Origin of the sequence: Rhizobium pantanalense (assembly GCF_030182525.1) — a bacterium.
Lineage (GTDB): Bacteria > Pseudomonadota > Alphaproteobacteria > Rhizobiales > Rhizobiaceae > Rhizobium.
Genome location: NZ_JAQJCH010000008.1, coordinates 24,073 through 49,703, shown reverse-complemented (window position 1 = coordinate 49,703; position 25,631 = coordinate 24,073). Strand labels below are relative to the sequence as shown.

Sequence of the window (25,631 nt, the reverse complement as noted above, 5' to 3'; positions counted from 1 at the left end):
TTTCATTGTGCGTGATGGCAGGCGACCGTGTGGCCACTGCCCATTTGCCGATAGGCCGGATCAACGCTCCGGCAGATGTCTGTTGCGAGCGGACAGCGCGTGTGAAAGCGACACCCGGATGGCGGATTGTGCGGGCTCGGCAGATCGCCGGTGATCGGGGCGGCCTGCTTGCGCCGCGACGGATCAGGCACAGCGGCAAGCAGCGCGCGAGTGTAAGGATGCTTGGCATCGCTCCAGAGCCTTACCGTCGGTGCGCTTTCGACGATGCGACCGAGATACATGACCAGCACGCGATCGGCGAAATAGCGCACGACCGACAGGTCATGGGAGATGAAGAGATAGGAAAGCGAAAGCTCCGTCTTCATCTCGACGAGAAGGTTGAGGATCTGTGCCTGGATCGACAGATCGAGCGCGGACACGGGCTCGTCGCAGATAACGAGCTCCGGCTGCAGGATCAGGGCGCGGGCAATTCCGATGCGTTGGCGCTGACCGCCGGAGAATTCATGCGGATAGCGATCGAGCGAATCCGCAGGCAAGCCGACGTGAAGAACCATCGAGGCGGCAATGGCGTCGCGGCTCTTGCGATCACCGATGCCGTGGACGGCGAGCGGCGCCGTCAGGATCGCGCGGATCGTCTGGCGCGGGTTGAGCGAGGCGAACGGGTCCTGGAAGATCATCTGAATATGCCGGCGGATGGCCTGCAACTCCTTACCCGACATCGCAGCGACATCGCGCCCCTTGAAGGCGACACGCCCGGAGGTGGGATCGACGAGGCGCATCAGGGATTTGCCGAGCGTCGACTTGCCGCAGCCGGATTCACCGACCAGCGCTACGGTCTCGCCCTCGAGAATCTCGAGCGAGACGTCGTCCACGGCCCGCACCGTTCCGGCCGCAGCCGGATAATGCGTCGAAAGCCTATCGACCGACAGAAGCGACATGGGCTCTCTCCGCAATGGCTGGAACATAGGGACAGGCGACTTCACGGCCGGCTGAAATCTCGACAAGTGGCGGCACGGACTGTGCGCAAGCCGCTCGCGCCACCGGACAGCGCGGCCGGAAGGAACAGCCCTGTTCGCCGGTTGCCGAAACGATCGAGCCGCGAATTTCCGTCAATGGCCCATCGCGATAGTGATAGTCCGCCTTCAATCGCGGCGAGGCCGCAAGCAGGCCCTGCGTATAGGGGTGATACGGCGTCTCGAACAGGGCACCGGGCAGGCCCTGCTCGACCTTTCGCCCCGCATACATCACGACGACGCGGTCGGCCCATTGCGCGACGATGCCGAGGTCGTGCGTGATGAGGATGACCGCCATGTTGAGCTGACCGCGCAGGCGATCGAGCAATTGCAGCACCTGTGCCTGGATCGTGACGTCGAGCGCAGTCGTCGCTTCATCGGCGATTAGCAGCCGCGGATTGCAGGCAACAGCAATGGCGATCATGACGCGCTGACGCATGCCCCCCGAAAGCTGGTGCGGATAGTCGTCGATACGTTTTGCCGCTTCTGGAATGCTGACGAGATCCAGCAGGTCGATCGCGCGCTGACGCGCCTGCCTGCCGCTCAGTTTTTCATGAATGCGCAGCACTTCGACGATCTGGGCGCCGATTGTCAGCACGGGATTGAGAGACGTCATCGGCTCCTGAAAAATCATGGCGATGTCGTGCCCGCGAATGCTCCGCATCTCCCGTTCGCGCAATTTCAGGAGGTCGCGGCCGTCGAACAGGATTTCGCCCGCCGTCTTGGCGTGCCGGGGCAGGAGACCCATGAGGCCGAGCGCGGTCAGCGACTTGCCCGAGCCCGACTCGCCGACAACAGCCAGCATCTCGCCGGCCGCCGCGGTGAAACTGACGCCCTTGACGGGCTGAGCGCTCCCGAAACCTACCGAGAAATCGCGAACGTCGAGAAGTCTCGTCATCGACGCTCCTCCGAAAAACGCGGATTAAGGGCATCGTTCAGGCCGTCCCCAATGAGATTGAGAGACAGCACCGTGAAGACGATGGCAAGACCCGGCAAGGCGGTGAGATACCAGGCGGTTCGGATGACATCGCGCCCCGCGCCGATCATCGAGCCCCAGGAGACACGATTGGGATCGCCAAGCCCCATGAAGGACAGCGCCGATTCCATCAGGATCGCGCTCGCCACCATGACGGACGAGGTCACGATCAGGGGCGGCAAAGCATTCGGCAGGATTTCCCGAAAAATGATGCGAGCATGGCCGAAGCCGAGGCTGCGGGCGGCGAGAACATAGTCTTTCTCCTTTATGCCGCGAAACTCGGCGCGTGTCAGACGCGCGACCGTCGGCCAGCTGACGAGTGCGATCGCGACCGTCACCGTCGTCGTGGTCGGCTGGGCGATAGCCACCAGCACGACAAGCAGGACAAAACTCGGCATGGTCTGGAAGATCTCGATGAGCTTGACGAGGAGGTCATCGACCACGCCGCCGAAATACCCGGCAAGCGCGCCGACCGTCACGCCGGCGCCAAGACCGAGCAGGGTCGCGGCAATGCCGACGGTCAGCGAGATCTGGGCACCATGAAGAATGCCAGCCAGCACATCACGCCCCATGGAATCCGTTCCCAACGGATAGGCCGGGTTCTGGCCCGGCCAAAGAAAGGGTCGCGCCACCATCTCCAGGGGATCACCAGGATAGAGGATCGGCGCAAGCAGGGCCGCGAACACGATGGCGGCCAGAACGGCAATGCCGAAGAGCGCGTTGGGGTTGGAAAGAAAGATCCTCAGCTCACGCCGACGTCCTTGCCAGCGCGGGGCCGAAACAGCCGTCGTGCGGGCATCGGGCGCATGGATGTGGGTCCAACGGCGTTCGGGAGCGAGTCCGGCCTTTGCCGCTGTTCCAGCCTCCCCGGCACTCAAATCACGCGCCGGATCCGCATAGATCTTCAGTTCCTGCGCTTTCATCGGCTTGCTCCGATCCTTGGGTCGAGCCAGGCCTGCAGAAGGTCGACTGTGGCATTGGCGATGATGACGAGAAGTGACGAGAGCAGCAGGATGCCGAGCAGAACGCTGAAATCGCGGGCCATGACGGCCTCGAAGGCCAACCGCCCCAAGCCGGGCCAGCTATAGACCGTCTCGACGACCACGGCGCCACCGAGCATGCCGCCGAAATGCATTCCAGCCATGGTCGTGATCGGGATCAGCGCGTTGCGCAGCACGTGTCGAGTTGTCAACATGAAGGGCGAGACGCCCTTTGCCCTCGCCGTGCGCACGAAATCCTGTGACTTGACCTCCAGCATGGCGGCACGTGTCAACCGTGCATAGATCGCCAGGTAGAAGAGGGCGAGCGATACGGCCGGCAGCACCATGTAGCGCGCCCGGTCAAGCAGCGCCGGCAGGCCAGTGAGCCGCGAACCGATGGTGCTGTCGCCGCCGCTCGGTAGCCACCCGAGCTTGACGGAAAACAGCAGGATCAACATCAGCCCGATCCAGAAACCTGGAATCGAATAGAAGAGGAGGGAGATAATCGAGATCAGCCGATCCGGCAGCCGCCCGGCAAATGTTGCCATCAGCGATCCAAGGATCAGGCCGATCGCGAGCGCGGCGGCGAGCGCGGCCACCATCAGCGTCAGGGTACCAGGCAATCGCTGGCCGATCAGATCGGCGACAGGCATGCCGTAGCGCGGCGAAAAGCCGAGACTGAAATGCGCGAGATTGTTCAGATAGTTCGCGAGCTGCTCGAGGACCGGATTGTCCAGGCCGAAGCGCTCGCGCAGCGCCGCCATCGTCTCGACCGTTGCCGAGCCGGCTTCGGCTGCCATGACATCGGCCGCGTCTCCGGGCGCCAGCTTGAGCAGGAAGAAATTCAGGATGACGATGCCCAGCATCGTCGGCACTGCCTGCACCGCCGTCCGGCGTAGCGTTCGTCCTATCCGCATGTAAGCCGACATAGAAACTCCTCGGCAGCGCCACCGAAATTTCAAGCGCTGCATCGCAATAGTAGTTGACTAAATCTGTAGGTTTTGTCAAATCGATATCGGTAGATATTTCTGAAATTTCTCAAATCGATGACGTAAATTAGAATATATTTGCAGTAATTAGGATACTGCGCATAAATTTTCCCAAGAAGTGAGCACAAGGTAATAAAGCAACCTACGAGAACCGCTCCCTTCGAGAACATAAAACCAACGGCCGTTCAGACACGGCAACACGAGTTTAGACGGGTGAGGCAACTTCAGATGACCAGACTTTCTACAATTACACGCCGGAGTTTCCTGCTCTCGTCGGCAGCGCTCGGTGCGATCGCCGTAACGGGAACAACAGTCCATGCGGCTCCGTCGCGTGGCGGCACCGCAACGCTTCTGCTTTCGGCCGAGCCGCCGGTCCTGACGACGATCGCCCATACGGCCTTCAATTCGGTCTATGTCTCGCCGAAGGTGACCGAGGGGCTGCTGACCTATGATTTCGATCTCAATCCGCAGCCGTTGCTCGCCAAACAATGGTCCGTCAGCGATGACGGGCTACGCTACACCTTCAAGCTGCGCGATGGAGTCAAATGGCACGACGGCAAGCCTTTTACCGCCGATGACGTTGTCTTCTCGATCAAGACGCTCAAAGATGTCCACCCACGCGGACGCAACACCTTTCTGAACCTCGTCGAGATCGAAACACCCGATCCCCTGACGGCGATCCTAGTTCTCTCCAAGCCGGCCCCCTATCTGATTACCGCGCTCGCCGCATCGGAATCGCCAATCGTTCCCCGCCATCTCTATGAAGGCACGAAGGTCGCCGAAAATCTCGTCAATCTGGCGCCGGTCGGCACAGGCCCCTTCAAGTTCAAGGAATGGATACGCGGCAGCCACATCGTGTACGAGCGCAATCCCGATTATTGGGACCAGCCTCGTCCCTACCTCGACCAGCTGATCGTCCGCTTCATTCCCGACGCCGCCGCACGCTCAATCGCGATTGAGACCGGCGAGATCGATCTGGCGCCATCGACGCCCGTTCCGCTCAGCGATCTCGATCGCCTCAAGGGCGTGGCGAGCCTCGCCTTCGAAACAAGGGGTTATCAATATTCGAATGGCGTCAGCCGTATCGAATTCAACCTGGAAAGGCCGGTGTTCAAGGATGTTCGCGTCCGGCGGGCCTTCGCGCATGTCATCGACCGAAAGGTGATCCGCAACACCATCAACTACGGCTATGGCGAACCGATTCCCGGCCCAATCAATCCCAATCTGGCGAAATGGTTTGTCGCCGATCTCAAGACCTATCCGATCGACCTTGCCGCGGCGGAGAAGCTGCTCGACGAGGCCGGCCATCCGCGCGGTTCGGACGGTGTGCGCCTGCGCCTCAATCTTGACTATGTGCCGAGCGGCGAACCCTACAGCCGTGGCTCGGAATATATCCGCCAGGCGCTCGCCAAGGTCGGCGTCGAGGTGACAGTGCGTGCCCAAGATTTCGCCACCTACACCAAGCGCATCTACACCGATCGCGATTTCGATTTCGCCTATGAAGGAATGAGCAATCTCTTCGATCCGACGGTCGGCGTGCAACGGCTTTACTGGAGCAAGAACTTCAAGCCGGGCGTGCCCTTCTCCAACGGCTCCGCCTATAGCAATCCCAAGGTCGACGCACTTCTCGAGGCCGCCGCCATCGAAGTCGATCCCCAGAAGCGGGTCGAGCAATGGCGCGAGATCCAGGAGATTCTCGTCGAGGATCTGCCGGCGCTCGACATCGTCAGCCAGCCGGAACTGACCATCTACAACAAGCGTATTGCCGACCACACGCTCGGCGGCGAGGGCATCGCCGGCAGCCTTGCCTACGCCTACATTGCAACCGCCTGAAGCACCAAAAGCAAGGAAACGCCATGTCCATCCAGCATCGTCCCGGCTCTATCGTGGGCCTGCCGAAATTCGCTGCGCCGACCGATTTTCCAGATAGCCCGCTGTCACAGGCACTGAAACAACCCGTTCTGCTCGGCCTCTTCCTGCCGATCCAGGCCGGCGGTTGGACTCAGTCGACGCTGGAACGCTCGACCGACTGGCGCTTCGACTACAACAAGGCGCTGACGCTGCGCGCGGAGGAACTGGGTTTCGATCTGGTGTTCGCCCTGTCGCAATGGCTTCCCAAGGGCGGCTATGGCGGCGTCTTCGACGGTCACGCACTCGACAGCTTTGTCTCGACCGCAGCACTTGCCGGCCTCACCAAGAAGATCATGCTCATCTCCACCATGCATGTTCTTTATGGGCCATGGCATCCGCTGCACCTTGCCAAGTTCGGCGCTACGCTCGATCATATCACCGGCGGCCGGTGGGGCATCAACGTCGTCACCGGGCACAGGGCCGTTGAGCACGAAATGTTCGGCTGGCAGCGTATCGAGCATGACAGGCGCTATGAGCTCGCGGCGGAATTTCTCGAGGTCGTGCAGCGGCTGTGGAGCGACGACGAGAACTACTCCTTCGAAGGCGAAAGCAGCTGGAAGCTCGGCGGCGGCTACGTGACACCGAAACCGAATTTCGGCCGCCCGATCCTGGTCAACGCCACCGGTTCGGATGCCGGCATCGCCTTTGCCGGCCGCTACTCGGATATCGTCTTCATCACCAGCCCGACCGGTGCTGACATCGACAGCGCCCTCGCCTCCCTTCCGGCTCATAGCAAGAAGGTGAAGGATGCCGCCGCCGATGTCGGACGCAGCGTGCGCACCCTGCTCAATCCGATGGTCATTTGCCGTCCGACCGAGAAGGAGGCATGGGAACTCGCCGACCGGATCGTCGCCCATGCCGACCAGCGTTCCCGTAAGGGCTTCCAGTCGCTGGATTCCGATGCCCATGCCTGGAAGGGCCGCGACGCACAGGATCCCTATCGCTTCATCGGCGGCAATATTCGCGTCATCGGTTCGCCGGAACAGGTGGTCGACCAGTTCGTCAAGCTGAAGGCGGCCGGCATCGACGGCTTGCAGCTCAGCTTCTTCGATTTCCGAGATGACCTTGAATTCTTCGGCAGCGAGGTCCTGCCGTTGATGAAACAAGCCGGCCTGCGCCACTGAAAGGAACGATCATGACCAGCAATGCCATTTCCGAAATCTGGTACACCCGCTGCCCCGTTCCGACCCCTGTGGGGCTTGCAGCGCAACTCGGGTATCTCGAAGACGGCTTTCGCAGCGAAGGCGTCACGCTGAAATCTATTATCGACTCTCTGGATCGCAACATCCGCCAGAGCCATTTCAACCACACGCTCGATTGGTCCTTCCGCCACGGCGGCAACGTGCCGCCCATTCGCGCGCGCTCAGAAGGCCGTCGCACGCGCCTTGTCGGCATTACATGGACGGACGAGTTTCAGGCGATCATCACGCTGCCGGGAACCGGTATCAAGACGACCAGAGATCTCAAGGGTCGCCGCTTCGGTATTGCCCGCCGCCCCGAAGGGATCGTCGACTTCATGCGTGCCACGGCGCTCAAGGGATTGATCTCGGCCCTGTCGCTTGAAGGCTTATCCATCAATGATGTCGAGATCATCGAAATCGCGCTAACCGATTCCGTGCTCGCAAGCCAGGAAGGGCCTTCGCTCTTCGGTCTCAAGCGCCGACAGGCCTATGGCGAGGAGATCGCCGCTCTCCTGCGCGGCGAAGTGGACGCGATCTACGTCAAGGGAACCGCCGGTATCAACGTCGCCAATCTCATCGGCGCGGTCCAGGTTGCCGAATTCGGTTTTCATCCCGATCCGAAAATCCGCATCAATTCCGGCTCGCCGCGCGTGCTGACCGTCGATGATCTATTGGCCGACGAGCGTCCCGATCTCGTGCGGAAACTGATCGAGGCGATTTTCAAGGCGAACGCCTGGGCGGAGGCCCATCCGGAAGAAACACGCCGCTTCGTGGCGCGTGAATCCGGAGCGACGGAGGAGCAGGTTCTTGCCGCCAATGGGCCGGAAATCCATCGCCATCTCGGCCTGGGATTGGAACCGGAACTCGTCGGCGCCGTCGAACACTACAAGAACTTCCTGCGCGACTTCGGCTTCCTGGCCGGCGATTTCGATATTGGCGAGTGGGTGGACCGCCGCCATCTCGACGGTTTTGCCGAACGCGCCGTCGCCTGAACGACGTTGTAACGAAATGACAGAGACTACTGATGATCTGATCGGCAAGGCGAAAAACCTTGCCGAGGATTTTTCCCGGACAGCCGCGCATCATGATGCAACGGGCGCCTTTCCTTTCGAGAATTTCGACCGGCTTTTCGATGCCGGCCTGCTCGGCCTCGTCAGCGGCCGGGATCATGGCGGTCACGGTGGGGGCCTAACCTCGGCGCAGGCCGTCATCAGCGAGATCGCCCGCGGTGAGCCCTCGACCGCGCTCGTGCTCGCCATGCACTACACGTCGCATTTTGCCATTCGCCGCTTCGGCAAATGGCCACAGCATCTGGCCGAGCGGGTGCTTCTGGCAAACAGGCAGGGAGTGGCGCTGATCAACAACGCGCAGGCCGAACCGCGCATCGGTTCGCCCGCCCATGGTGCCCTGCCGGAAACCATTGCGCGCCGCGACGGCGATCGCTGGCGCATTTCCGGCCATAAGAGCTACGTCACCGGCATTCCCGTGCTGAAATGGGTGTCGCTTCTTGCTGTCACGGACGAGGAGGAACCGCGCCTTGCCTCATTTCTGGTGCCGACCGATGCCGCCGGCTTCCGGATCGAGAAGAGCTGGAACGCGGCCGGTATGCACGCCACGGCTAGCGACGACATCATTCTCGAGGAGGTATCGATCCCGATTGACGATATCATCGAGTCACAGCCCGCGACGGAACCGATCCGCCGCAACGAACACGCCGCCGCCTTCTTCTTTGGCTTGCTCGGTGCGGTCTATCACGGCGTGGCCAGCGCTGCCCGCGACCGCGTTCTCGCCTTCGCCAGCAGCCACACGCCCGCGAGCCTTGGTACTCCGATCGCGACGGTACCGCGCATCCAGGATGGCTTGGGCGAGATAGAGGTTCGACTTGCAACGAACGCCCGGCTACTGCGCTCGCTTGGAGAGGATGTCGATGCGGGCCGGCCGGTGGGAATGGACGGCATGCATGTTCGCCATGTCGTCATCGACAACGCCGTCGCGGTCACCAGCCTTGCGCTGGAGCTCGCCGGCAATCCCGGCCTCAATCGCGACTTCCAGCTCGAACGCCATCATCGCGATGCGATCACCGCCCGCTCGCACGCGCCGCAAAGCCATATGATCCGCACGATCGCGGCGAGGAATGCATTGAGCCGGCTTGGATAAGCCGGCTCCCGTTCACAAACAGCCCTGCCTGCTACCCTGTTCAGGCGCTTGGGCTCAGCCATATCTGGCCGAAACTGTTGTTGATGCCCTGTGCCCCGGGCGCGAAATTCTTCACCCGCTTGTTGGCAACGATCTGCGCGCCTGCCGCCACCAGATCAACGGAGACGACGTCGTCGTGGATGATGTGCTGGAACTTGTACCAGAGCTGCCGGCGCTTGGCCTCGTCCGGCTCGGTGGCAGCCGCCTCAAGAACCGCGTCGACCTCCGGGTTTGAATAGTGGCTGGCATTGGAGAACACCAGGCCGATCTTGAAATTCTTCGACCAGTAGGCGCGCTGTACTCCAAGGGTCGGATCGAAGGTGTTGGACAAGGATTCGATGACCAGATCCCATGTACGATCCGTGTAGACCGTCTTCAAGAAGGTGGCGAGATCTAGCTTGAGGATCTCGGCATCGATGCCGACCGCGGCAAGCGACTGCTTGATGAAGTCGGCATAGGAGGGCTGGAGAAAGGAATTATAGGCAAGCCGCAGCTTAAAGCGCGTGCCATTGGCACCGCGCGGATAGCCGGCATCGTCGAGCAGCCTGTTGGCAAGCTTGGGATCGTGTTCACGCGCCTTGATGCTCGGATCATACCATTTCGGCAAGGCTGTGCTGATCGGGCTCGGTGAAACCTGCGCATAGCCGAACAGGGCGATATCCACGAGCTTCTGCAGGTCGATGGCATGGGCGATAGCAAGCCGCACATCCTTCTTCTGGAGAATCCCGTTCTCATAATTGAAGAACAGCTGCTGCTGCGGCCCGGAATAGGCGTAGGTCGTGGTATCGACGACCAGGTTGGCATTGGCCTTCAACCGCTCGATATCCGAAAGCGGCACCGGGTTCGCGCCAATGTCGATCTCTCCCGTCTCGAGAGCTGCGGCTCTTGCTGCCGGATCGAGGATGACGCGCAGAACGACCCGGTCGAGATAGGGTTTCGGCGCGTCCCAATAATTCGGGTTACGATCGAAGATCAGATGGCTGCCCGGCACCCATTCCTTGAGGATGAAAGGACCGGTGCCGATCGTCTGTGCAAGCGTCGGCTGTTCGGTCGGCTTGAAGGTCTCGTAGATATGCTTCGGCACGATCGGTGATTCCGAACTGCCGAGCGCGGAGATCAGATAGGGAGCCGGCTTGGACAGAACGATGACGGCCGTAAGCGGATCAGGCGTTTCGATCGATGTCACGTTCTGGAACGTAATGCGCCCGCGCGGGTGCGCCTCCTTTAAGCGAAAGATGGTGAACTTTACATCGTCGGAGGTAAAGTCCTTGCCGTCGTGCCATTTGATGCCCTTGCGAAGCGCGAAGGTGTAGCGCAGACCATCATCGCTTGCCGACCATGATGTCGCTAGAAGCGGCTTCGGGTTGAGATCGTAATCGAAATCGAGCAGTCCCTCGTTGATCTTCGGTCCGATCGCCTGGCCCGTGCCGGAGGACGTGTTGATCGCAATCAGCGCCGTCGGATCGGGATAATAGGCCCAATTCAGGGTTCCGCCGCTCACCGGCGTTTCCGTCGCGTTTGCCCATGACGGGACGCCTCCTAAGGCTAGACCTGCGCCTCCAAGGAGCAGCAATTGGTTGAAGTGGCGGCGATTGATCGACATTTGCTCGCTCCGAAAATTGGCGTTACCGGGCACCAGTCCCGTCGCGGAAATGATCGTGTCGAAACCTGAAGATCCAAAGGCAGTTTTTCTAGCGCGACGCGAAAGCAATCCTTCCCGCAAGTATTATCGGGCCTTTGCCGTCTGGAGCGGTGCAGACGTCCACTCCCCTTCCGATCACTAGAAATTATGCGGGTTGGCGGCCGCATTCATGGCATTTGGGCAGCTGCTTCAGGCTTCCGCAACCACAGGCGCAGCTTTGCGCGCGGACAGCGGCGCAGTCCGTTTCGTTGCCCAAAGCAATTCCAGGAAGAGCAATTTCAGGAAAAATGCGCAGACCTTATTCAACCCGTTACCTTCTTGACATCGTTGCGAGGCCAATCTGTCAGAAGGGCGCTCGTCACGAGGTGAACGAGATGATCCGCCCGCGGCGCGAATGAGGGTTGATCGACCGCCCAGCCGAGAGCCGTTATCAGGGCGAACAGGTCGTCCCCATTCATATCGGCGCGCGCCGTTCCCTCCGCCTGGGCGCGCAGCAGTAGTCGCGCGCCTGCCGCGTGCACAGCCGCGCACGAAGCATAAAGAGCGGAGTCGGGGTTCGTGTGAGCGGCCGCCATCATGGCGACAACGCCCCTAGAGCTTTGGGTGAATTCCACCAATTCTCGAAACCAGGAGAGAAGTGCTTCGTCAGCCGAAGTCGACCGTTCGAGTTCGGCTGCCCTCTGCGTCAGTGCGTCCAGATGGGTACACAGCAGCGCTTCGAACAACGCCTCCCGCGTCGGGAAATGACGGAGCAGCGTGGCCAAGCCGACGCCGGCCCGGCGGGCAATGTCACGCATCGACGCGTCCACACCATGCTCGGCGACAACGTCACGCGCGACGGTGAGAATTTGGCTGCGATTTTTTTCTGCGTCGGCTCGCATGGAGTACCTTGCTAAATGGATCAGTGATCCATATATGTGGATCGGCGATCCATTTGTGAATCGGATCAGTGATCCACTAGATAGCGTCCGTGGGCGCAAATGACAACAGGCGCTGTCCGACAGGACGGAAGGAGAAGTCATGGGAAAGCTTGAGGGTAAGATTGCAGTCATTACGGGTGGCGCGACCGGCATCGGCCTCGCCGCAGCAAAGCGGTTCATCGAGGAAGGCGCCTTCGTGTTCATTTTCGGCCGCCGGCAGGAAGCGCTCGATGCCGCCGTGGCCGATCTCGGGCCGAATGCCCGCGCGGTGAAGGGCTCGGTTTCCGATGAAGCCGATCTGGATCGGCTCTATGCGGCGGTAAAGGCGGAGCGCGGAACCCTCGACATCGTCTTCGCTAATGCCGGGGCGGGCAGCCCGCTTCCGCTCGGCAAGATCACTGCCGAACATATTGACGAAATTTTCGACACCAATGTGAAAGGCACGATCTTCACGGTCCAGAAGGCGCTGCCGCTGATGCGTCAGGGCGGTTCGATCATCCTGACCGGATCGAGCGCCGGCACCACGGGCGCCCCGGCATTTAGCGCCTATAGCGCGAGCAAGGCGGCAGTGCGCAATCTCGCGCGGACATGGGCCGAGGATTTAAAGGGCACCGGCATCCGCGTAAACGTGCTGTCTCCCGGGGCGACGGCGACCGAGCTTGCGAAAGATGCGCTGGGCGAGGAAGGCCAGAAGGCTTTCGCCGCGATGACACCGCTCCAGCGCATGGCCGATCCGGCGGAGATCGGAGCGGTGGCTGCCTTTCTCGCGTCGCCGGACAGCAGCTTCATGACCGCGAGCGAAGTCGCCGTTGATGGTGGCCTCGCCCAACTCTGACGCGCCAAGCCTCACCGGTCACTCCAGTAATCCCATTACGCACGCATCCACCGAAGGAAATGAAATGGCACAACCTCTTAAAGGAAAAACCGCTCTCGTTACCGGGGCATCGCGGGGCATTGGCCGCGCCATCGCCGAACGTCTTGCAAAGGATGGCGCGACGGTCGCGCTGACCTACAACGCCAGCAAATCTAGCGCGGACGAGGCGATCGCGGCCATCGAGCTCGGTTTCGCGCCGATCAACCTCCGCGGCCTTTCGGAAGGTGGACTGCTCGTTCAGGCGCGCGGCAATAGCTGGGGTCAACTGATCTTTAAGGACTTGGTCAAGTTCGATTAAGGAATCGTACATGAGCACTATCAGCATCATCGGATCCGGCGGCATGGCCGCGGCAATCGGCGGCCTTGCCGCCAGGGCCGCGCATGCCGTCGAGGTGATCAGCCGCGATCCCGCCAAGGCGCGGGCGCTCGCCGAGCAGATCGGAGCCGGAGCGACGACAGGAACTTATGGCGTGGCCCCGGCCGGGGACATCGTCATCCTGGCCGTGCCTTACACCAGCGCTGCGGCGGTAATCGCCGATTACGGGGACTCGCTTGACGGCAAGGTGGTTATCGACATCACAAAACCCCGTTGCCTCCGACCTCTCGGGCCTCGTCGCCCCGCACGGCAGTTCTGGTGCGCAGGAGATCGCCAAGGGCCTCCCTGCCGGCGCGCCTATCGTGAAGGCGTTCAACACCATCTTCGGTCACGTGCTGGCCAAGGGTGGGCACCTCGACGCATTCATCGCGGCCGACGACGCGAAGGCGAAGGCGCGCGTCTCGACCTTCCTCGAAAATCTCGGGCTGCGGCCGTTTGACGTTGGCGGTTTGCACATGGCCCAGACGCTGGAAGCGCTCGGCCTGATGATGATCGGCCTGGCCAGAAACGGCGCTGGCACCTGGGACTTCGCCATGAACGTCGATCTTGGCTGAACCATCGGCGGCGCGGCCGGACATTGGGATCCAGTGTTTGACGCCGAGGCGGCATTCGCATGATTGAGACATCGTTCCTTTTGCGTCGATGACCGGCTTGAATGCTGGACGCTTGAGCCCTAAATTGGCGCAATGCTTGATCATTCGTCTCAACCATTGTCGCCGTCAAATGTCCCAATGGATGCCCTAAGCGAAGTCCTGCAAGACTTTCGCTTGAGTGGCGTCAATTATGGACGGTGCGAACTCAGACATCCATGGAGCATCGCCTTTCCGCAACAACAGCTGCTTCGCTTTCACTTTGTCAGCCAGGGTCCGTGCTGGATCCATACCGAAGCGGAAGGATGGCAGGAATTGAACGATGGCGATCTGGTTCTGCTGCCGCAAGGCGTCTCGCACCGGTTGGCCAGCGCGCCAGATGTTGAGGGTGACTCGCGCAAGAGCTGCCAGATAACAAGATTGGGAAGCAACGTATGCGACGTGGTGCGGGACGGAACGGGTGCGACGAGCACCCTGTTCTGCGGCTCCATGGTCTTGGGGGCGCATGCACTTAATCCTTTGATCGCCTTGATGCCGCCAATCATCAAGGGTTGCGATGTGGCCGGCAATGATCCGATCGTTGGCCCCCTGCTGGCGGCCATGTCGGCGGAGGCGACACAGCCGCAGATGGGAAGCGCGACCGTCTTGTCGCGTATGGCCGACTTGCTCGCAGCGCGGCTCATCCGCTGCTGGGTCAATTGCAGCGGGGGCTCGACCACCGGCTGGCTCGCCGCCATCCGCGATCCCCATGTCGGTCGGGTGCTGGCGGCAATGCACCGAGACCCTGGCCGTAACTGGACCCTCAAAAGCCTCGCAGGCTTGGCGGGGCAGTCGCGTTCGATCTTTGCCGAACGCTTCAACGCCATGTTGGGCGAAGGCGCGGCCCATTATCTCGCCCGTTTGCGGATGCAGCTTGCCCGCGACTTGTTGGGGCAAAGCGGCATGTCAGTGGCCGAAGTTGCTTCTCGGTTGGGCTATGAGTCCGAGGCATCCTTCGCTCGCGCCTTCAAACGCATCACCAGCGTCTCACCGGGCGTTGTGCGACGCACAAGTTCCGGACGAATGGACATGGATTTCGGATTTTAGGACACATACCGTCCCGAATAGTTCGTCTATCACCTCTCCTAACTCAAGGAGATACCTATGACGGACACGACATCGCAACTTGACGGGGTAACCATCGACCCGGATACCCCGGAACCATCCACCTGGAGTACGGCGACTTGGTTTGCCGTCCTTTCAATGGCAGCCACCAGCTTTGCGCTGGTATCGGCTGAATTCCTGCCGGCGGGCCTGTTAACCCCTTTGGCGCGCGATCTTGCGATTACCGAAGGAACAGCCGGACAGGTCGTCACCGCCACAGCTTCCGTCGGCGCTGTCACTGCCCTGTTGAGCAATGTTCTGATCGGCAGGCTGAACCGCAAGACGGTTTTGGTCGGCCTCAGCGCCTTGGCGATCGGCTCCAATGTCCTTGCGTCATTGGCGACAGATTTTTGGCTATTGTTGTTGGGCCGGGCTGGGCTGGGCATCGCGCTGAGCGGTTTCTGGGCGCTTTCAGTTGCCGTCGTGGCGAGATTGGTCGGCGCCAATTCGACAGGTCGGGGCATGGCCATCGTCACCCTCGGCGTCTCGCTCGCCACAATAGCCGCGCCCTCGGTTGGAGCTTTGATCAGCGACTGGCTGGGATGGCGCACAGCAATGGCGATGACCGCCGGACTTGCCGCGCTCGCCTTGCTGCTGCAGGTACTGAGCTTACCGACACTGCCCGCGAGCACAAGCAACAGTCTCGCCGATGTTTTCCGGCTGACGCGGCGGCGTAGCGTTCAGCTGGGGATGCTTGCCATTCTTTTGCTGATGACGGGCCATTTTGCCGGCTCGGTCTATGTGCGCCCCTTCCTCGAACAAGTGACGCTCCTTGAAACCAGATCGATCGCCCTGGCTCTGCTTGGGTTTGGCATCGCTTCCGTGATCGGCAATGTCGCAGGTGGCCGAATGGCCGACGCCAGCATCCGCCTGGCCCTCGCTCTCACGGCGGCGCTGATGGCGTTTGCCACACTCGCTTTGGTGCTTTGGGGCGCTCAAACCGGTATTGCCTTCGGCCTCGTCACGCTTTGGGGCTTCGCCTTCGGCATGGCACCGGTGGTACTGCCGACCAATCTTTCCCGCGGGGCAGCCGACGCTTTGGAGGCGGCCGGCAGCCTGATGGTGGTCTCCTTTCAGATCGCCATCAGTATCGGCGCAGTTTTCGGCGGTTATATCGTCGACCGCTATGGCGCTGTCGGCCCTCTGACGCTTACCGCCGTCCTAGCTGTATCGACGGTCGCCTTGGCGCTGACGCAACCACGCGGCTAATCCTTGCTTCTGGGTTGAAAAGCAACCGCAATCGGACCGAGGATGCCATGAGCCTCGGCGCATCTGCAAGCGCCGAGGGGCGCTCTTGCCATGCTCCGGAGATGAGGCCGCCGACGATCGCCGGCGGCCCGGGTGGTGCTCTTCAGATCCTCTCAGGGTGAGTAGCGGCCGGACAGCGGCAAAGTGAAGCCGCTAGAAACTCTCTGGAAGCCAATCACGCCGATGACAGCAGATCAAACTCAAGCACAGACCGTTAACCCCTCGCTCACGAAATCGCCCATTGTTTTTTCACAATTCCGGATGAAGACCGCTTCGTACTCTTCCGGGAAATTCTAACGGCTTGCCGACTGACCGGCCGTACTTATGAAAGGATTGCGCTTCAGCGCGGCAAGCACGGCCCATGCCGTCGCTCCGACATGGGGAAGGCGGAAGTACTTGAAGTCAACGGACACGGAGTCAGGCCCAACCTTTAGGCCGGTTGATAGCTCCGCGTTGACCGTGGCATAGAGCAGCCCATCGGGGGCGATTTGCCTGGAAATCGTGTCGAACAGCGGTTCAGCCTCTTTCGCCCTGCCGCTCAGACGAAACACGAGGGCGGCCTGGGCAGTGCCCTCAAGCCAGATGCCATCGCGGTCGTTGTTGAAGTCGAAACCGCCATCAACGCCATGATTGCGTTTCGTCCATTCCAGGACGCGCGCGCGCCTGAATGCATAGGCCGGCACGGCGATGAGCGGCCACAATTCGGCGTCGAGACCCGACATGCTCGTATTCGGGGCGTCGCTGTCGGGCAGGCTGCCGACGAAAAAACGACCGTCCTCGAAATCCCACATGACCTCCAGAAACGCGAGCGCTTTCTCGGCGTGATGCATCCAGTCGCCCATGGGATCGAGCCCGGCAAGCCAGCGATCCGCCGCATAGACATCGACATTATGTTCGGTGGATTTCCAGCCTATGCGTTCCGGTGAGGGCTCCTGACCAAAGAAGCCCCCGAAATAACCCGGATTTTGCGGATCTGCGGCGCTACGATGGATCCAGTCCATGATTGTCCGAGCGGCATCCAGATAGGGGGTTCGGCCGGTCTGCTCGTAAGCGGTCAGCAGTGCCAGCGCCCCCCAGGCCGTGCTGCCCGTCGCGCTGCCGACCTGATAGTCGTCTTCAATCCAGGACTTGCTGACGGGGCTCCAATAGCCCGGAAGCAGCACGCTGCCGTTATCCTCAACCGGGCCGGCGCGATAGGCGTTTCGCAGCCGTCCGTCGTGATAAAACCGATCCGTATTCAGAGCGAGCACCAATGCATCGGCGACGCGGCTCGCTTCCGCTTTTCGGCCGCAGGCATATAGCGCCATGACCGCCAGTGCGTTGTCATAGGTAAAGCCGGCATTCTCAAGCGCGGGATGGAGCGGCGAAGCATCGTCCGGGGGCTCGTAGCTGCGGAAGACGAAAGGCTGCGCCGGCTCGCCGCTCATATGGGCAACGAGGCCGGCGCAAAGCCCTGCGGCGAGTTGAATATGCCGTTCCTCGCCTGCCCATGCTGCGTGTACCCAACATGCGACGGCGGCGGCGGTCAGAAAGGCCCTGAAAAAGCTTCGCATATATTACCCCGGGTCTCTCGAATGGTCCTGCACGCCCATCAGGAAAGGGCGCGCGACAGGAGCATCAGCATCGATTTGCGTAAGTCGCCCCGTTCCGCGACATTGTCGGGCGCGCTCCTGAAAAGCAGCCGCAGGATGGCATTGTGCTGCTCCGGCGTCGGCATAAGGCAAAAAGCCGTCGACGATGGCGCCGTTCTGGCGGGGGAGGAAATCCAGCCGATTTCCGGGATGAACACCGCTTCGTCCTTCGCACCGGCCGGGCCGTGTTCCGCCAGCGTCACGCCTTCAGTGGACACCGCCGTTATCGTCACGTCGGCGATGTGCCCATTGGCCCGGTGCCATCCGCGAAGCCGGACATCGATCGGTTCCTCCTGGCCGAAACGCGGCAGCTCGATGCAGCAAAGCAGGCTCGTGAACGCAATGATCATCGCCACCGACGACCAGACGAGATTGAGGCACTCGCGTGCGGAAAATTCGACGGGTGCATCCCAGCCATAGACGACCCGGACGACGGACAGCCCCGACATGGCCGCAACGAAGCCAAAAAACAGCGCTGTTGGGCGGTGAACGCGGATCGCTGACCTGTCCCCTCCCTTCTCGGTCACTTTGAAAGGGCGGCCAAACGGTTTGCGGATCGCCTGGAAGAGAGTGATGGTGATCGGCACGGCCGTCAGCGCATGGGTGACCTCGGTGAAGAGCGGCAGCGTGCGCCTTTCGGAGATCCATGTCGAATAGGTCCAGAACAGGAAGAGCGAGCTGAGGCCGTATTTCATGAAAAGCAGTTCATCGGCCTGCAGCGCCGAAACTCCGGTCAGCCAATAGACGGATGGCGCCAGCAAAAGGCAGAGGATGAAAGGCTTCGACAGCCAGCAGAATAGCCCGTGCAGATAATGCAGACGTTGGATGAGGGTGAAGTTGCCGCGCCAGAGCGGCCCGTTGCGCAGCAGGCCGATCTGGATGGTGCCGAGGCACCAGCGGGTCCTTTGGGTGATGTATTCAGGAATGCCTTCGGCCGACAGGCCGACGCTCAGCTTCTCGTTCAGCCAGCGTGTCACATAGCCGCGCTCCATCAGACGGTAGGTAAGCAGCATGTCCTCGGACAGCGCATCATGCGGAAAGCCGCCGATCTCGTTGACGGCGGCGCGGCGCACCACGAAGCTGGTGCCGACGCAGAATGCACATCCGACGGCATCCTTGGCGGGCTGGAACGTATCGAAGAAGACCCGCTGGTCATCGACGAAGGAGCGTCGGATGCCGAGATTGTGCTGGATCGGATCGCTGTTGAAATAAAATTGCGGTGTCTGCACGACGGCGACCTTCCCGTCCTTGAAGAGACCGATGACTCGGTTCAGGAAATTTGCCTGAGGGGCGAAGTCCGCATCGAGAACCATGATGAAATCGGAAATCTCGGCGAGCGCGTTCGTATGGTTCAAAGCATTGTTCAGATTGCCGGCCTTTGCATACTTGTTATCCGGGCGCGTCAGGTAATTCACGCCGACGCGTGCGCAATAATCGCGCACTTCCTGGCGACGAGTGTCGTCGCAGACGAAAACCCGAAGCCTGCGGTAGTTCATCGCCTGGGCGGATATGACCGATTTTTCCAGGACATTCAGCGGCTCGTTGTAGGTGCAGATGAACACGTCGACGGAAGGAATGTCCGCCTTGGCCGCCAGTTCCTTTTCGCCGCGATCGGCCTCCTTCGTCCAGTCGGTCGTTCTCAGAAGGATCAGGATCGAACCGATGGCGTACAGCACCGACACCGCCTCGAAGAGGAAGTAAACATAATTCCACAGCACTTCGGCAGAAAGCTCGAAGGGCGGAAGCGTGTCGAGGGCGCGCCACGAAAGATAGAGCCCCAGCGACAAGAGCATGAGCAGACTGAATGCCGCCCGCTCGAACGGCCTCTTCGGGTTTGCGAGTATTGCGAACAGCATCGCGCAAACGGCGATGACGAGATCGAAGGTCAGAACACTGAATAAATCGTCGTCGGAATTAAAGAACACGGCCTGTTTCTCCCTGGCTTCAGCCTGGATACGATCCGTCACGGGCCGCCAGGTGCCGCGGCGACTTGCGTCAGCTTTTCACCGGCGCAGCTCTCATTCGCTCATTAGGCAGCTCGACGGTACGCGCCTCGGCACGCCGAGGCTGGGGATAAAGGATCCTCCAGCTGACGCGAATGTCCCGAGGGCCCTTTGCAAGGCGCTCCTCCAGATTGAGCACGCCGAACCGTTCGGCCGACCGCCGGACGAGACCGGTCAGTTTCGTTTCGGCGGCGGGCCATTGCGCGGCGGATGCCTGGGCTACACCAATGAGCGAGGTCGATGCCTCGCGTATATAATGCTGCGTTTTCTGTAGCCATTCCTGGGGCATCGTCACGTCGACCCACGTGCCGACAGAGCAGAACCGGCTGTCTCGCAAGTCTGCCTGGCCGAGCTCTGTCAGCCGGATGTACGCATAGAGCTCGCGACGCTCCGTCGGCGGGAAAGGAACGGCGTAATCGAGATCCACCCTGTCGGTGGTACGCGGAACCAGCCGCTCGACGACGCCGCTTGCCGCTTGAGCCCAACCTTCGGCATTGACATCAACCTTCGATCCCACGGCGAGAGCTTGCGCCTGCCGCTCGGAAAAGATCGCGACGACAAAGGCGTCGCGGCAGTCGAGCGTTTCAGCGAGCGTGTCGCCGGCCGTGACCTCGCGTCCGGATGCAGCCACCGGCTTGTAAAGCTGGCTCGTCGAGGGAACGTGCAAATCAGCCCGCGCCAGCCTGTCGACCCGCAACGCCTCCGTCGTCACAAGCGAGCCGAGCTCGGTCTCCTTCGTGCGCGTCGTCGCAATCTGCAACTTGATCTGCAGGAGGTCGGCCTTGCGCGTACGGATTTCCTGCTGGAGATTTTGCAGCGACTGCAGGTCGGCGCCAACATAGACACCCTGGCGGGCAAAATCGAGTTCCGAGGCAAGCTTGGCGACGGCGAGCTTGGCGGCTTCAAGCTTGGTGTCCTCCAGACGAACCATATCGGCGACCTCGCCTTCGCTGCCGGCAGCAATACCCCGAGCCATGAGCCTGAGCTTGCGCGCCGCCTCGGCTTTCGCGATACGGGACGAGTAGGTCACCATCTCCAGAGCCGCCTCGGCGGCCTTGAGATCCGCAGTGATCCTGACGAGAAGCGCCGCCTGCTGGCCTGAAAGATCGTTTTCAAGATCGCTGATACGCTGGGCATAGTCGCCCACGATCGAATTCTTCTGTTCCATCTCGTTGCGCAGCGCGGCAAGCTGAACCTTCAGGCCGATCAAGGTCGAATTGTCGACGCGATCGTTCTCCACCGTTATTTCGCCGGCCGCGCCGAGCGACGTCACCTTGCCGCTGATCGGCGTTGTCAGCGGTACCAGCGGTGCGTTGATCACAGCGCGAGTAGAAGTCGAAGTGAAGAATGGAGGGAATGCGGATGATGCAAATACTGTACCCATGACGCCAAGTACAGCGTAAGATACCAATCTCACCGATGCATCACTATTTCTGCCATCTTTGCTTTTTCTAAAGAAAAACATAGCCATAGATCCCTTGATGAATGCGCTATATTCTTCCTCCCGAAAGAATGCATGGATCGTTGCACGGTTTTTTGTGCGCCGCAATATCGCTCAGATTGTGCTAACGGCGTGGTCCGTAGATGCCCAATAATTGACCAGCTATCTGAAGGGACCAACTTGCGACTTGGGATCAGCCTGTCAGTCCATCCCGCTACAATAGCAGCCGTTATACCCGCTGCGGCAAGAAGCGAAGTCCATCGCGCACTGGTGAAACATGTGGCATTATTTGTGCATCTTCGGCTTCTTGGATCTCGGCGAACCCGACCATTCACAACTTATGCGATTATTTATTTTGCCAAATACTACCATCGTATTATCTACAGCTTCGAAACTCATCATAAAGAGGTAGATGAAACGCAACGCCGGAGCGGATTCCAGCCGCATCTCCACCTTCCGCTGCCGGCACTACTCCAAAAGGATGATGAGATCCGTAGCTGGTTTTTCCGCTTTAGTAGAGATGTCACGTTGTCGGAGGCTCAACGATTGATGGATAACCGGGCGCGGACGACTGGCAAACACCCGAGCCGCCCTTAGGGCGGCGGCGCGATGGAAGCGCGAAGGATCAGCTGGCACTCCATCTTCAGCCTCACTGGCGGCTTCTTCGGATGCATCACTTTTTCCAAAAGCTCGGAGACTGCCCAACGGCCCATATCCTCGTGCGGCAGCTTCAACGTTGTGAGCGGCGGCAGGATTTTTCGAGCGAGACTCTCATCGTCGAAACCCACGACCGAAATGTCGTCGGGAATCCTCAACCCACGCATCCTGATCGCATCATAGGCGCCCATCGCAACCCGGTCGGAAAAGCAGAAAACCCCCGTCGGCGGCAGCGGCAGATCGAGAAGCTGCAGCATCTTTTCCCGCCCGAGATCGAGGGACCAGGCTTCCGAAAGGATCAGTTCCGGATCGACGGCGATATCGTAGGTCGTCAGCGCCTGGCGATAGCCGCTCAGGCGATCGCGCGCTGCTTCAAGCCGCTGCCTGCCGGCATCGATCATGGCGATGCGGCGATGGCCGGCCTTGATCAAGGCTTCCGTCGCCGCATAACCGCCGGCATGATCGCCTGGAATGATCGAAGAGAACTCGGCCCGCTGCTGATGGCAATTGAGAAGGACGGCCGGATAGTTGCCAAGTTTGGAGGGCAGCACCGGCGCGAGCTGGGTGATGAGCGTGGCGTAGATTACGCCGACGATCTGGCGCCGTCCGAGATAGTCGAGAATGGATTCGGCGAATTCGACCTGTCCGCCCGTCACGACGGTGAGCGCCGCCAAGCCCTGCTCTTCCGCCGCGCTCCGAACACCTTCTATCAGCGGCGCGGCATGCTGCGAGGCCATGAGATCGTCTATCAGCAGAACGATGATCCCGCCGATCGGGTCATTGGCCGGCGCAGTCTTCTGATAGCCAAGTTCTGCGGCGACAGCCAAAACGCGCTCGCGCACCTTCTCCGAGACCCTCTTGCCGGGCGCCTCGTTCAGCACCAGTGAAACCGTCGCATGCGAAACGCCGACCTGCGAGGCGATATCGGACATGGTCGGTCGTTTCGTCGTCTTGTCGTTCACTCAGTTTCTTTCTCGGACTCAAGGGCAGTCTGCGCGCACGTTAGGAAATCTGACGGACAATGTGAAGCTGCGGCCCTTGCGGAAGTTAAGTTTATAAGTTACGAAACTTTTCTGTAACTTATTTTGTGACTTAATCCAACCGAAAAGCTCGCGGCCATGACCATCGCCTCCCGCCGTTTCGCCGATACTCATTCCGGGCCGCGTGCACGCCTGTCTCTCGACGGAACCTGGAACTTTCAGCTGGAAGGGCAAAAGCCGACGACGATCGCCGTGCCCGCACCCTGGCAGGCTCATTTTCCGCATCTGCGGGCCGCCGCTGGCGTGGCAACCTATTCCCGCGCCTTCACTGTGCCGCAGGAATGGCTTGGCCGTCAGGTCATCGTGCATTTCGGTGCCGTGAACTATTTCGCCGAAGTCTCGGTCAACGATCACGCCCTCGGCTCCCACGAAGGCGGCTATCTGCCCTTCGAATTCGTCATCCCTCCCGATCTATTGACCGGCGAGTTACGTCTGGATGTGAAGGTTATGCTGCCGAGCGCCGATGTCCGGGCCTTCCCGGATTTCCCGTTCGACGAGATCCCGCATGGCAAGCAGAGCTGGTACGGAATGCTGGGTGGCATCTGGCAATCGGTCTGGCTGGAATGCCGCTGCGAGGCACATATCATCCACCAAGCCATTCGCGCGGATCTCGCAACGGGCGATGTCGCCATTGACGTCGAGCTGGCAGCGGCTTTTACGGGCGCCTTGAAGATCACGCTTCTGGATCGTAACGGTGCGGTCGCGGCTTCGAGCGAACTAGCACTCAACGACAAGGCCCGAATTTCGGCTGTGCTCAAAGTCGCCGATGTCGAAGCGTGGTCACTCGACGATCCCGCTCTTTATCGGGCCGTTGCCGAGCTATCCGAGGGCGGCAACATTATCGATGCCGCCGAGCAGAATTTCGGCTTTCGAACCTTCGAGGCAAAGGATGGAAAGTTCTTTCTGAACGGGCAACCCTTCTACATGCGCGGCGCGCTGGATCAGGATTATTATCCCGAGGGCATCTATACGCCGCCGTCGCTGGAGTTCCTGGAGGATCAGGCGTGCAAGGCGAAGGAGCTCGGCCTCAACCTGCTGCGCTGCCATATCAAGGTTCCCGATCCGCGCTATTACGATGTGGCGGACCGGTTTGGCCTGCTGGTCTGGACGGAGATTCCGAACATTCAGACCTTCACTGAAAAATCGGCGAAGCGCCTGCTCGATACGATGGAAGGGATCCTGCGCCGCGACGGTAATCACCCCTCCATCGTGATCTGGACCATCATCAACGAGGATTGGGGAACGCGCCTCGTCGAAAGCGCCGATCAGCGAGCCTGGTTGGAAGGCGCCTATCACTGGCTGAAGAAGAAGGACCCGACACGGCTGGTCGTCGACAATTCCGCCTGCATTCCGAACTTCCATGTCGTCTCCGACATAGACGACTATCACTACTACGCCTCGGTTCCGGAAATGGCACGCGAATGGACTGACTGGGTATCGGCTTTCGCGGCGCGGCCTGAGTGGTCCTATTCGCCGAACGGCGATGCAAAACGGCGCGGCGACGAACCGCTCGTCGTCTCCGAGTTCGGCGTCTGGGGCCTCCCGCATCCCGAAAAGCTCAAGCAGGACGGCAAGGAACCTTTCTGGTTCATCAACGGCCTGGAGTGGGACAGCGACGGCGCGACCTATCCGCATGGCGTCGAACAGCGCTTCCGCACCTATCAGTTCGACAAGGTCTTTTCGTCCTTCGGCTCCTTCATCGAGGACACGCAGTGGCATCAGTTCAATGCGCTCAAATTCGAAATCGAAGAGATGCGCCGCCATGCCTCTATTCAGGGCTATGTCATCACCGAGCTGACCGATTTGCACTGGGAAGCCAATGGCCTGATGGACATGCAGCGCAATACGCGCGCCTACCACAACCGCTTCCACGAGATTAACACCGATGTCGTCATCATCCCACGCATGCAGCGCCATGCTGTGTGGGCAGGCGATACCGCCGATATAGAGCTCGAAATCTCGACCGGGGGCAAGGCGCTCCCCGCCGCCGAACTGAGCTGGAGCATCGATGGTGCGCCCGCCGGAAAGATGGCGATCCCGGCTGCGAGCGCAACATCGGTACAGCATCTGGCGACACTTTCTTTACCCTTTGCAGCGGCCATGGCCGGCAGGCAGATCAGCATCCTGTTTACCATCACCGCCGGCGGCAAGGAGATTGCGCGCAACAGCCTCGATGTCAGCGTCTATGGCAGCCGCTCCAAGCCAACCCTTTCCGTCTTCTCGGCCGAACCTGAGATCGCGGAATATCTGACTGCGCTTGGCTATGCGGTTGTCGAGGCCGGCAAGGCGGATGTGCGAGTTGCGTCTTCTCTCAGTCAGGCCGATATCGACGCCATGGAGCACGGCGCCCATTATGTGTCGCTTGCCGATGTGGCACCACTGCCGTTCGGCAATCTGCGCAACGACCAGCCCAACTGGAATTACCCGGCCGGGGGCGATCGCGGGCAATCCATGCCGCAGATGCGCGTCACCGAACGCAACGGCACCATCTGGAAAGGCAATTGGGTCACCGGCTTCAGCTGGGTGAAGCGTTCGGGAAAATTCGAACGCATACCGGGCGGCCCGTTGACCGATCTCTCCTTCGTGGGCGTCAACCCGAACCGCGTCATCACCGGTTTTCGGCCGATCCATTTCGACGGCTTGGTGCATGCAGGTACGATGGTGGGCTGGATCCACAAGCCATGTGCAACCATTGCCGAAAGGAAGGTTGGCGCCGGCCGTATCGTCGCCACGACCTTCGGCCTGATGCGCGAAGCGGCCGGTGTCGATCCGGTGGCGGCGACCTTGCTTGATTGCATCATCGAGACGGCAGCGGGATAG

Annotated in this window: 20 protein-coding genes and 1 pseudogene; 11 read left to right on the top strand and 10 right to left on the bottom strand. The window is 60.6% G+C overall.

Annotated elements, in window-relative coordinates; genetic code table 11:
• Positions 1-2 precede the first annotated feature (2 nt).
• The 4 genes from PH558_RS20595 to PH558_RS20580 are packed head-to-tail and all read right to left on the bottom strand — an operon-like array spanning position 3 to position 3,898.
• Positions 3-938, bottom strand: a complete 936-nt coding sequence (locus PH558_RS20595; protein ID WP_285206217.1) for an ABC transporter ATP-binding protein — start codon at positions 936-938, stop codon at positions 3-5.
• Complete coding sequence (locus PH558_RS20590; protein ID WP_285206216.1) at positions 916-1,911, bottom strand: ABC transporter ATP-binding protein; 996 nt, start codon at positions 1,909-1,911, stop codon at positions 916-918. Before PH558_RS20590 ends, PH558_RS20595 begins: the two co-directional genes overlap by 23 nt.
• Positions 1,908-2,912, bottom strand: coding sequence for an ABC transporter permease (locus tag PH558_RS20585; RefSeq protein WP_350223817.1), 1,005 nt, complete (start codon positions 2,910-2,912; stop codon positions 1,908-1,910). The genes PH558_RS20590 and PH558_RS20585 overlap by 4 nt, the downstream gene beginning before the upstream one ends.
• Positions 2,909-3,898 carry an ABC transporter permease gene (locus tag PH558_RS20580; RefSeq protein WP_285206215.1) on the bottom strand — a complete coding sequence of 330 codons (990 nt, stop codon included), beginning with the start codon at positions 3,896-3,898 and terminating at the stop codon, positions 2,909-2,911. Before PH558_RS20580 ends, PH558_RS20585 begins: the two co-directional genes overlap by 4 nt.
• 288 nt (positions 3,899-4,186) lie before the next feature.
• On the opposite strand from PH558_RS20580, the gene PH558_RS20575 reads away from it, so the two are divergent.
• From PH558_RS20575 to PH558_RS20560, 4 genes are read left to right on the top strand one after another with little or no spacing between them, the layout of a single operon-like run.
• Positions 4,187-5,791 carry an ABC transporter substrate-binding protein gene (locus tag PH558_RS20575; protein ID WP_285206214.1) on the top strand — a complete coding sequence of 535 codons (1,605 nt, stop codon included), beginning with the start codon at positions 4,187-4,189 and terminating at the stop codon, positions 5,789-5,791.
• A gap of 23 nt (positions 5,792-5,814) precedes the next feature.
• Positions 5,815-6,993, top strand: coding sequence for an LLM class flavin-dependent oxidoreductase (locus PH558_RS20570; RefSeq protein ID WP_095438656.1), 1,179 nt, complete (start codon positions 5,815-5,817; stop codon positions 6,991-6,993).
• Between the two features lie 11 nt (positions 6,994-7,004).
• A complete protein-coding gene (locus PH558_RS20565) occupies positions 7,005-8,042 on the top strand; it encodes an ABC transporter substrate-binding protein (protein WP_285206213.1) in 1,038 nt (345 codons plus the stop codon).
• Between the two features lie 16 nt (positions 8,043-8,058).
• Positions 8,059-9,207 carry an acyl-CoA dehydrogenase family protein gene (locus tag PH558_RS20560; protein WP_285206212.1) on the top strand — a complete coding sequence of 383 codons (1,149 nt, stop codon included), beginning with the start codon at positions 8,059-8,061 and terminating at the stop codon, positions 9,205-9,207.
• A gap of 40 nt (positions 9,208-9,247) precedes the next feature.
• Here the strand turns inward: PH558_RS20560 and PH558_RS20555 are convergent, their stop codons facing one another.
• A complete protein-coding gene (locus tag PH558_RS20555) occupies positions 9,248-10,849 on the bottom strand; it encodes an ABC transporter substrate-binding protein (protein ID WP_285206211.1) in 1,602 nt (533 codons plus the stop codon).
• A 341-nt stretch (positions 10,850-11,190) separates the two neighbouring features.
• The gene (locus PH558_RS20550) at positions 11,191-11,769 is read right to left on the bottom strand and encodes a TetR/AcrR family transcriptional regulator (RefSeq protein ID WP_095438652.1); all 579 of its coding nucleotides are present in this window, start codon (positions 11,767-11,769) and stop codon (positions 11,191-11,193) included.
• Positions 11,770-11,908: 139 nt separating this feature from the next.
• Between PH558_RS20550 and PH558_RS20545 the strand changes: the two genes are divergently transcribed.
• The 6 genes and pseudogenes from PH558_RS20545 to PH558_RS20525 all read left to right on the top strand — a co-directional run bounded on the left by PH558_RS20545 (position 11,909) and on the right by PH558_RS20525 (position 16,000).
• Positions 11,909-12,643, top strand: a complete 735-nt coding sequence (locus PH558_RS20545) for an SDR family NAD(P)-dependent oxidoreductase (protein ID WP_285206210.1) — start codon at positions 11,909-11,911, stop codon at positions 12,641-12,643.
• Between the two features lie 64 nt (positions 12,644-12,707).
• Positions 12,708-12,980 (top strand): SDR family NAD(P)-dependent oxidoreductase, encoded by a 273-nt coding sequence (locus PH558_RS20540; protein ID WP_285206209.1) that lies wholly within the window; start codon positions 12,708-12,710, stop codon positions 12,978-12,980.
• Positions 12,981-12,990: 10 nt separating this feature from the next.
• Positions 12,991-13,212 (top strand): annotated as a pseudogene (locus PH558_RS34250) (NAD(P)-binding domain-containing protein); the annotation flags it as partial.
• Between the two features lie 22 nt (positions 13,213-13,234).
• On the top strand, positions 13,235-13,612 hold the full coding sequence (locus PH558_RS20535; protein ID WP_285206208.1) for an NAD(P)-binding domain-containing protein: 378 nt from the start codon (positions 13,235-13,237) through the stop codon (positions 13,610-13,612).
• A gap of 132 nt (positions 13,613-13,744) precedes the next feature.
• On the top strand, positions 13,745-14,734 hold the full coding sequence (locus PH558_RS20530; protein ID WP_095438647.1) for an AraC family transcriptional regulator: 990 nt from the start codon (positions 13,745-13,747) through the stop codon (positions 14,732-14,734).
• A 57-nt stretch (positions 14,735-14,791) separates the two neighbouring features.
• Positions 14,792-16,000, top strand: coding sequence for an MFS transporter (locus tag PH558_RS20525; protein ID WP_285206207.1), 1,209 nt, complete (start codon positions 14,792-14,794; stop codon positions 15,998-16,000).
• A 332-nt stretch (positions 16,001-16,332) separates the two neighbouring features.
• Here the strand turns inward: PH558_RS20525 and PH558_RS20520 are convergent, their stop codons facing one another.
• The 4 genes from PH558_RS20520 to PH558_RS20505 all read right to left on the bottom strand — a co-directional run bounded on the left by PH558_RS20520 (position 16,333) and on the right by PH558_RS20505 (position 22,733).
• On the bottom strand, positions 16,333-17,592 hold the full coding sequence (locus PH558_RS20520) for a hypothetical protein (protein ID WP_285206206.1): 1,260 nt from the start codon (positions 17,590-17,592) through the stop codon (positions 16,333-16,335).
• 38 nt (positions 17,593-17,630) lie between these two features.
• Positions 17,631-19,595 (bottom strand): glycosyltransferase family 2 protein, encoded by a 1,965-nt coding sequence (locus PH558_RS20515; protein ID WP_285206205.1) that lies wholly within the window; start codon positions 19,593-19,595, stop codon positions 17,631-17,633.
• Between the two features lie 70 nt (positions 19,596-19,665).
• Positions 19,666-20,994 (bottom strand): HlyD family secretion protein, encoded by a 1,329-nt coding sequence (locus tag PH558_RS20510; RefSeq protein ID WP_113407013.1) that lies wholly within the window; start codon positions 20,992-20,994, stop codon positions 19,666-19,668.
• Between the two features lie 713 nt (positions 20,995-21,707).
• Entirely contained in the window at positions 21,708-22,733 is a 1,026-nt protein-coding gene (locus PH558_RS20505) for a LacI family DNA-binding transcriptional regulator (RefSeq protein WP_285206204.1), read from the bottom strand.
• 156 nt (positions 22,734-22,889) lie between these two features.
• Between PH558_RS20505 and PH558_RS20500 the strand changes: the two genes are divergently transcribed.
• Entirely contained in the window at positions 22,890-25,631 is a 2,742-nt protein-coding gene (locus PH558_RS20500) for a glycoside hydrolase family 2 protein (RefSeq protein WP_285206203.1), read from the top strand.

What these genes read in the sequence shown, in the direction of transcription:
- PH558_RS20565 (WP_285206213.1), top strand. Translation starts at nt 7,005, where the DNA reads ATGACCAGCAATGCCATTTCCGAAATCTGGTACACCCGCTGCCCCGTT.
- PH558_RS20555 (WP_285206211.1), bottom strand. Translation starts at nt 10,849, where the DNA reads ATGTCGATCAATCGCCGCCACTTCAACCAATTGCTGCTCCTTGGAGGC.
- PH558_RS20500 (WP_285206203.1), top strand. Translation starts at nt 22,890, where the DNA reads ATGACCATCGCCTCCCGCCGTTTCGCCGATACTCATTCCGGGCCGCGT.
- PH558_RS20570 (WP_095438656.1), top strand. Translation starts at nt 5,815, where the DNA reads ATGTCCATCCAGCATCGTCCCGGCTCTATCGTGGGCCTGCCGAAATTC.
- PH558_RS20580 (WP_285206215.1), bottom strand. Translation starts at nt 3,898, where the DNA reads ATGTCGGCTTACATGCGGATAGGACGAACGCTACGCCGGACGGCGGTG.
- PH558_RS20545 (WP_285206210.1), top strand. Translation starts at nt 11,909, where the DNA reads ATGGGAAAGCTTGAGGGTAAGATTGCAGTCATTACGGGTGGCGCGACC.
- PH558_RS20525 (WP_285206207.1), top strand. Translation starts at nt 14,792, where the DNA reads ATGACGGACACGACATCGCAACTTGACGGGGTAACCATCGACCCGGAT.
- PH558_RS20590 (WP_285206216.1), bottom strand. Translation starts at nt 1,911, where the DNA reads ATGACGAGACTTCTCGACGTTCGCGATTTCTCGGTAGGTTTCGGGAGC.
- PH558_RS20560 (WP_285206212.1), top strand. Translation starts at nt 8,059, where the DNA reads ATGACAGAGACTACTGATGATCTGATCGGCAAGGCGAAAAACCTTGCC.
- PH558_RS20520 (WP_285206206.1), bottom strand. Translation starts at nt 17,592, where the DNA reads ATGCGAAGCTTTTTCAGGGCCTTTCTGACCGCCGCCGCCGTCGCATGT.
- PH558_RS20585 (WP_350223817.1), bottom strand. Translation starts at nt 2,912, where the DNA reads ATGAAAGCGCAGGAACTGAAGATCTATGCGGATCCGGCGCGTGATTTG.
- PH558_RS20550 (WP_095438652.1), bottom strand. Translation starts at nt 11,769, where the DNA reads ATGCGAGCCGACGCAGAAAAAAATCGCAGCCAAATTCTCACCGTCGCG.
- PH558_RS20575 (WP_285206214.1), top strand. Translation starts at nt 4,187, where the DNA reads ATGACCAGACTTTCTACAATTACACGCCGGAGTTTCCTGCTCTCGTCG.
- PH558_RS20540 (WP_285206209.1), top strand. Translation starts at nt 12,708, where the DNA reads ATGGCACAACCTCTTAAAGGAAAAACCGCTCTCGTTACCGGGGCATCG.
- PH558_RS20530 (WP_095438647.1), top strand. Translation starts at nt 13,745, where the DNA reads ATGCTTGATCATTCGTCTCAACCATTGTCGCCGTCAAATGTCCCAATG.
- PH558_RS20595 (WP_285206217.1), bottom strand. Translation starts at nt 938, where the DNA reads ATGTCGCTTCTGTCGGTCGATAGGCTTTCGACGCATTATCCGGCTGCG.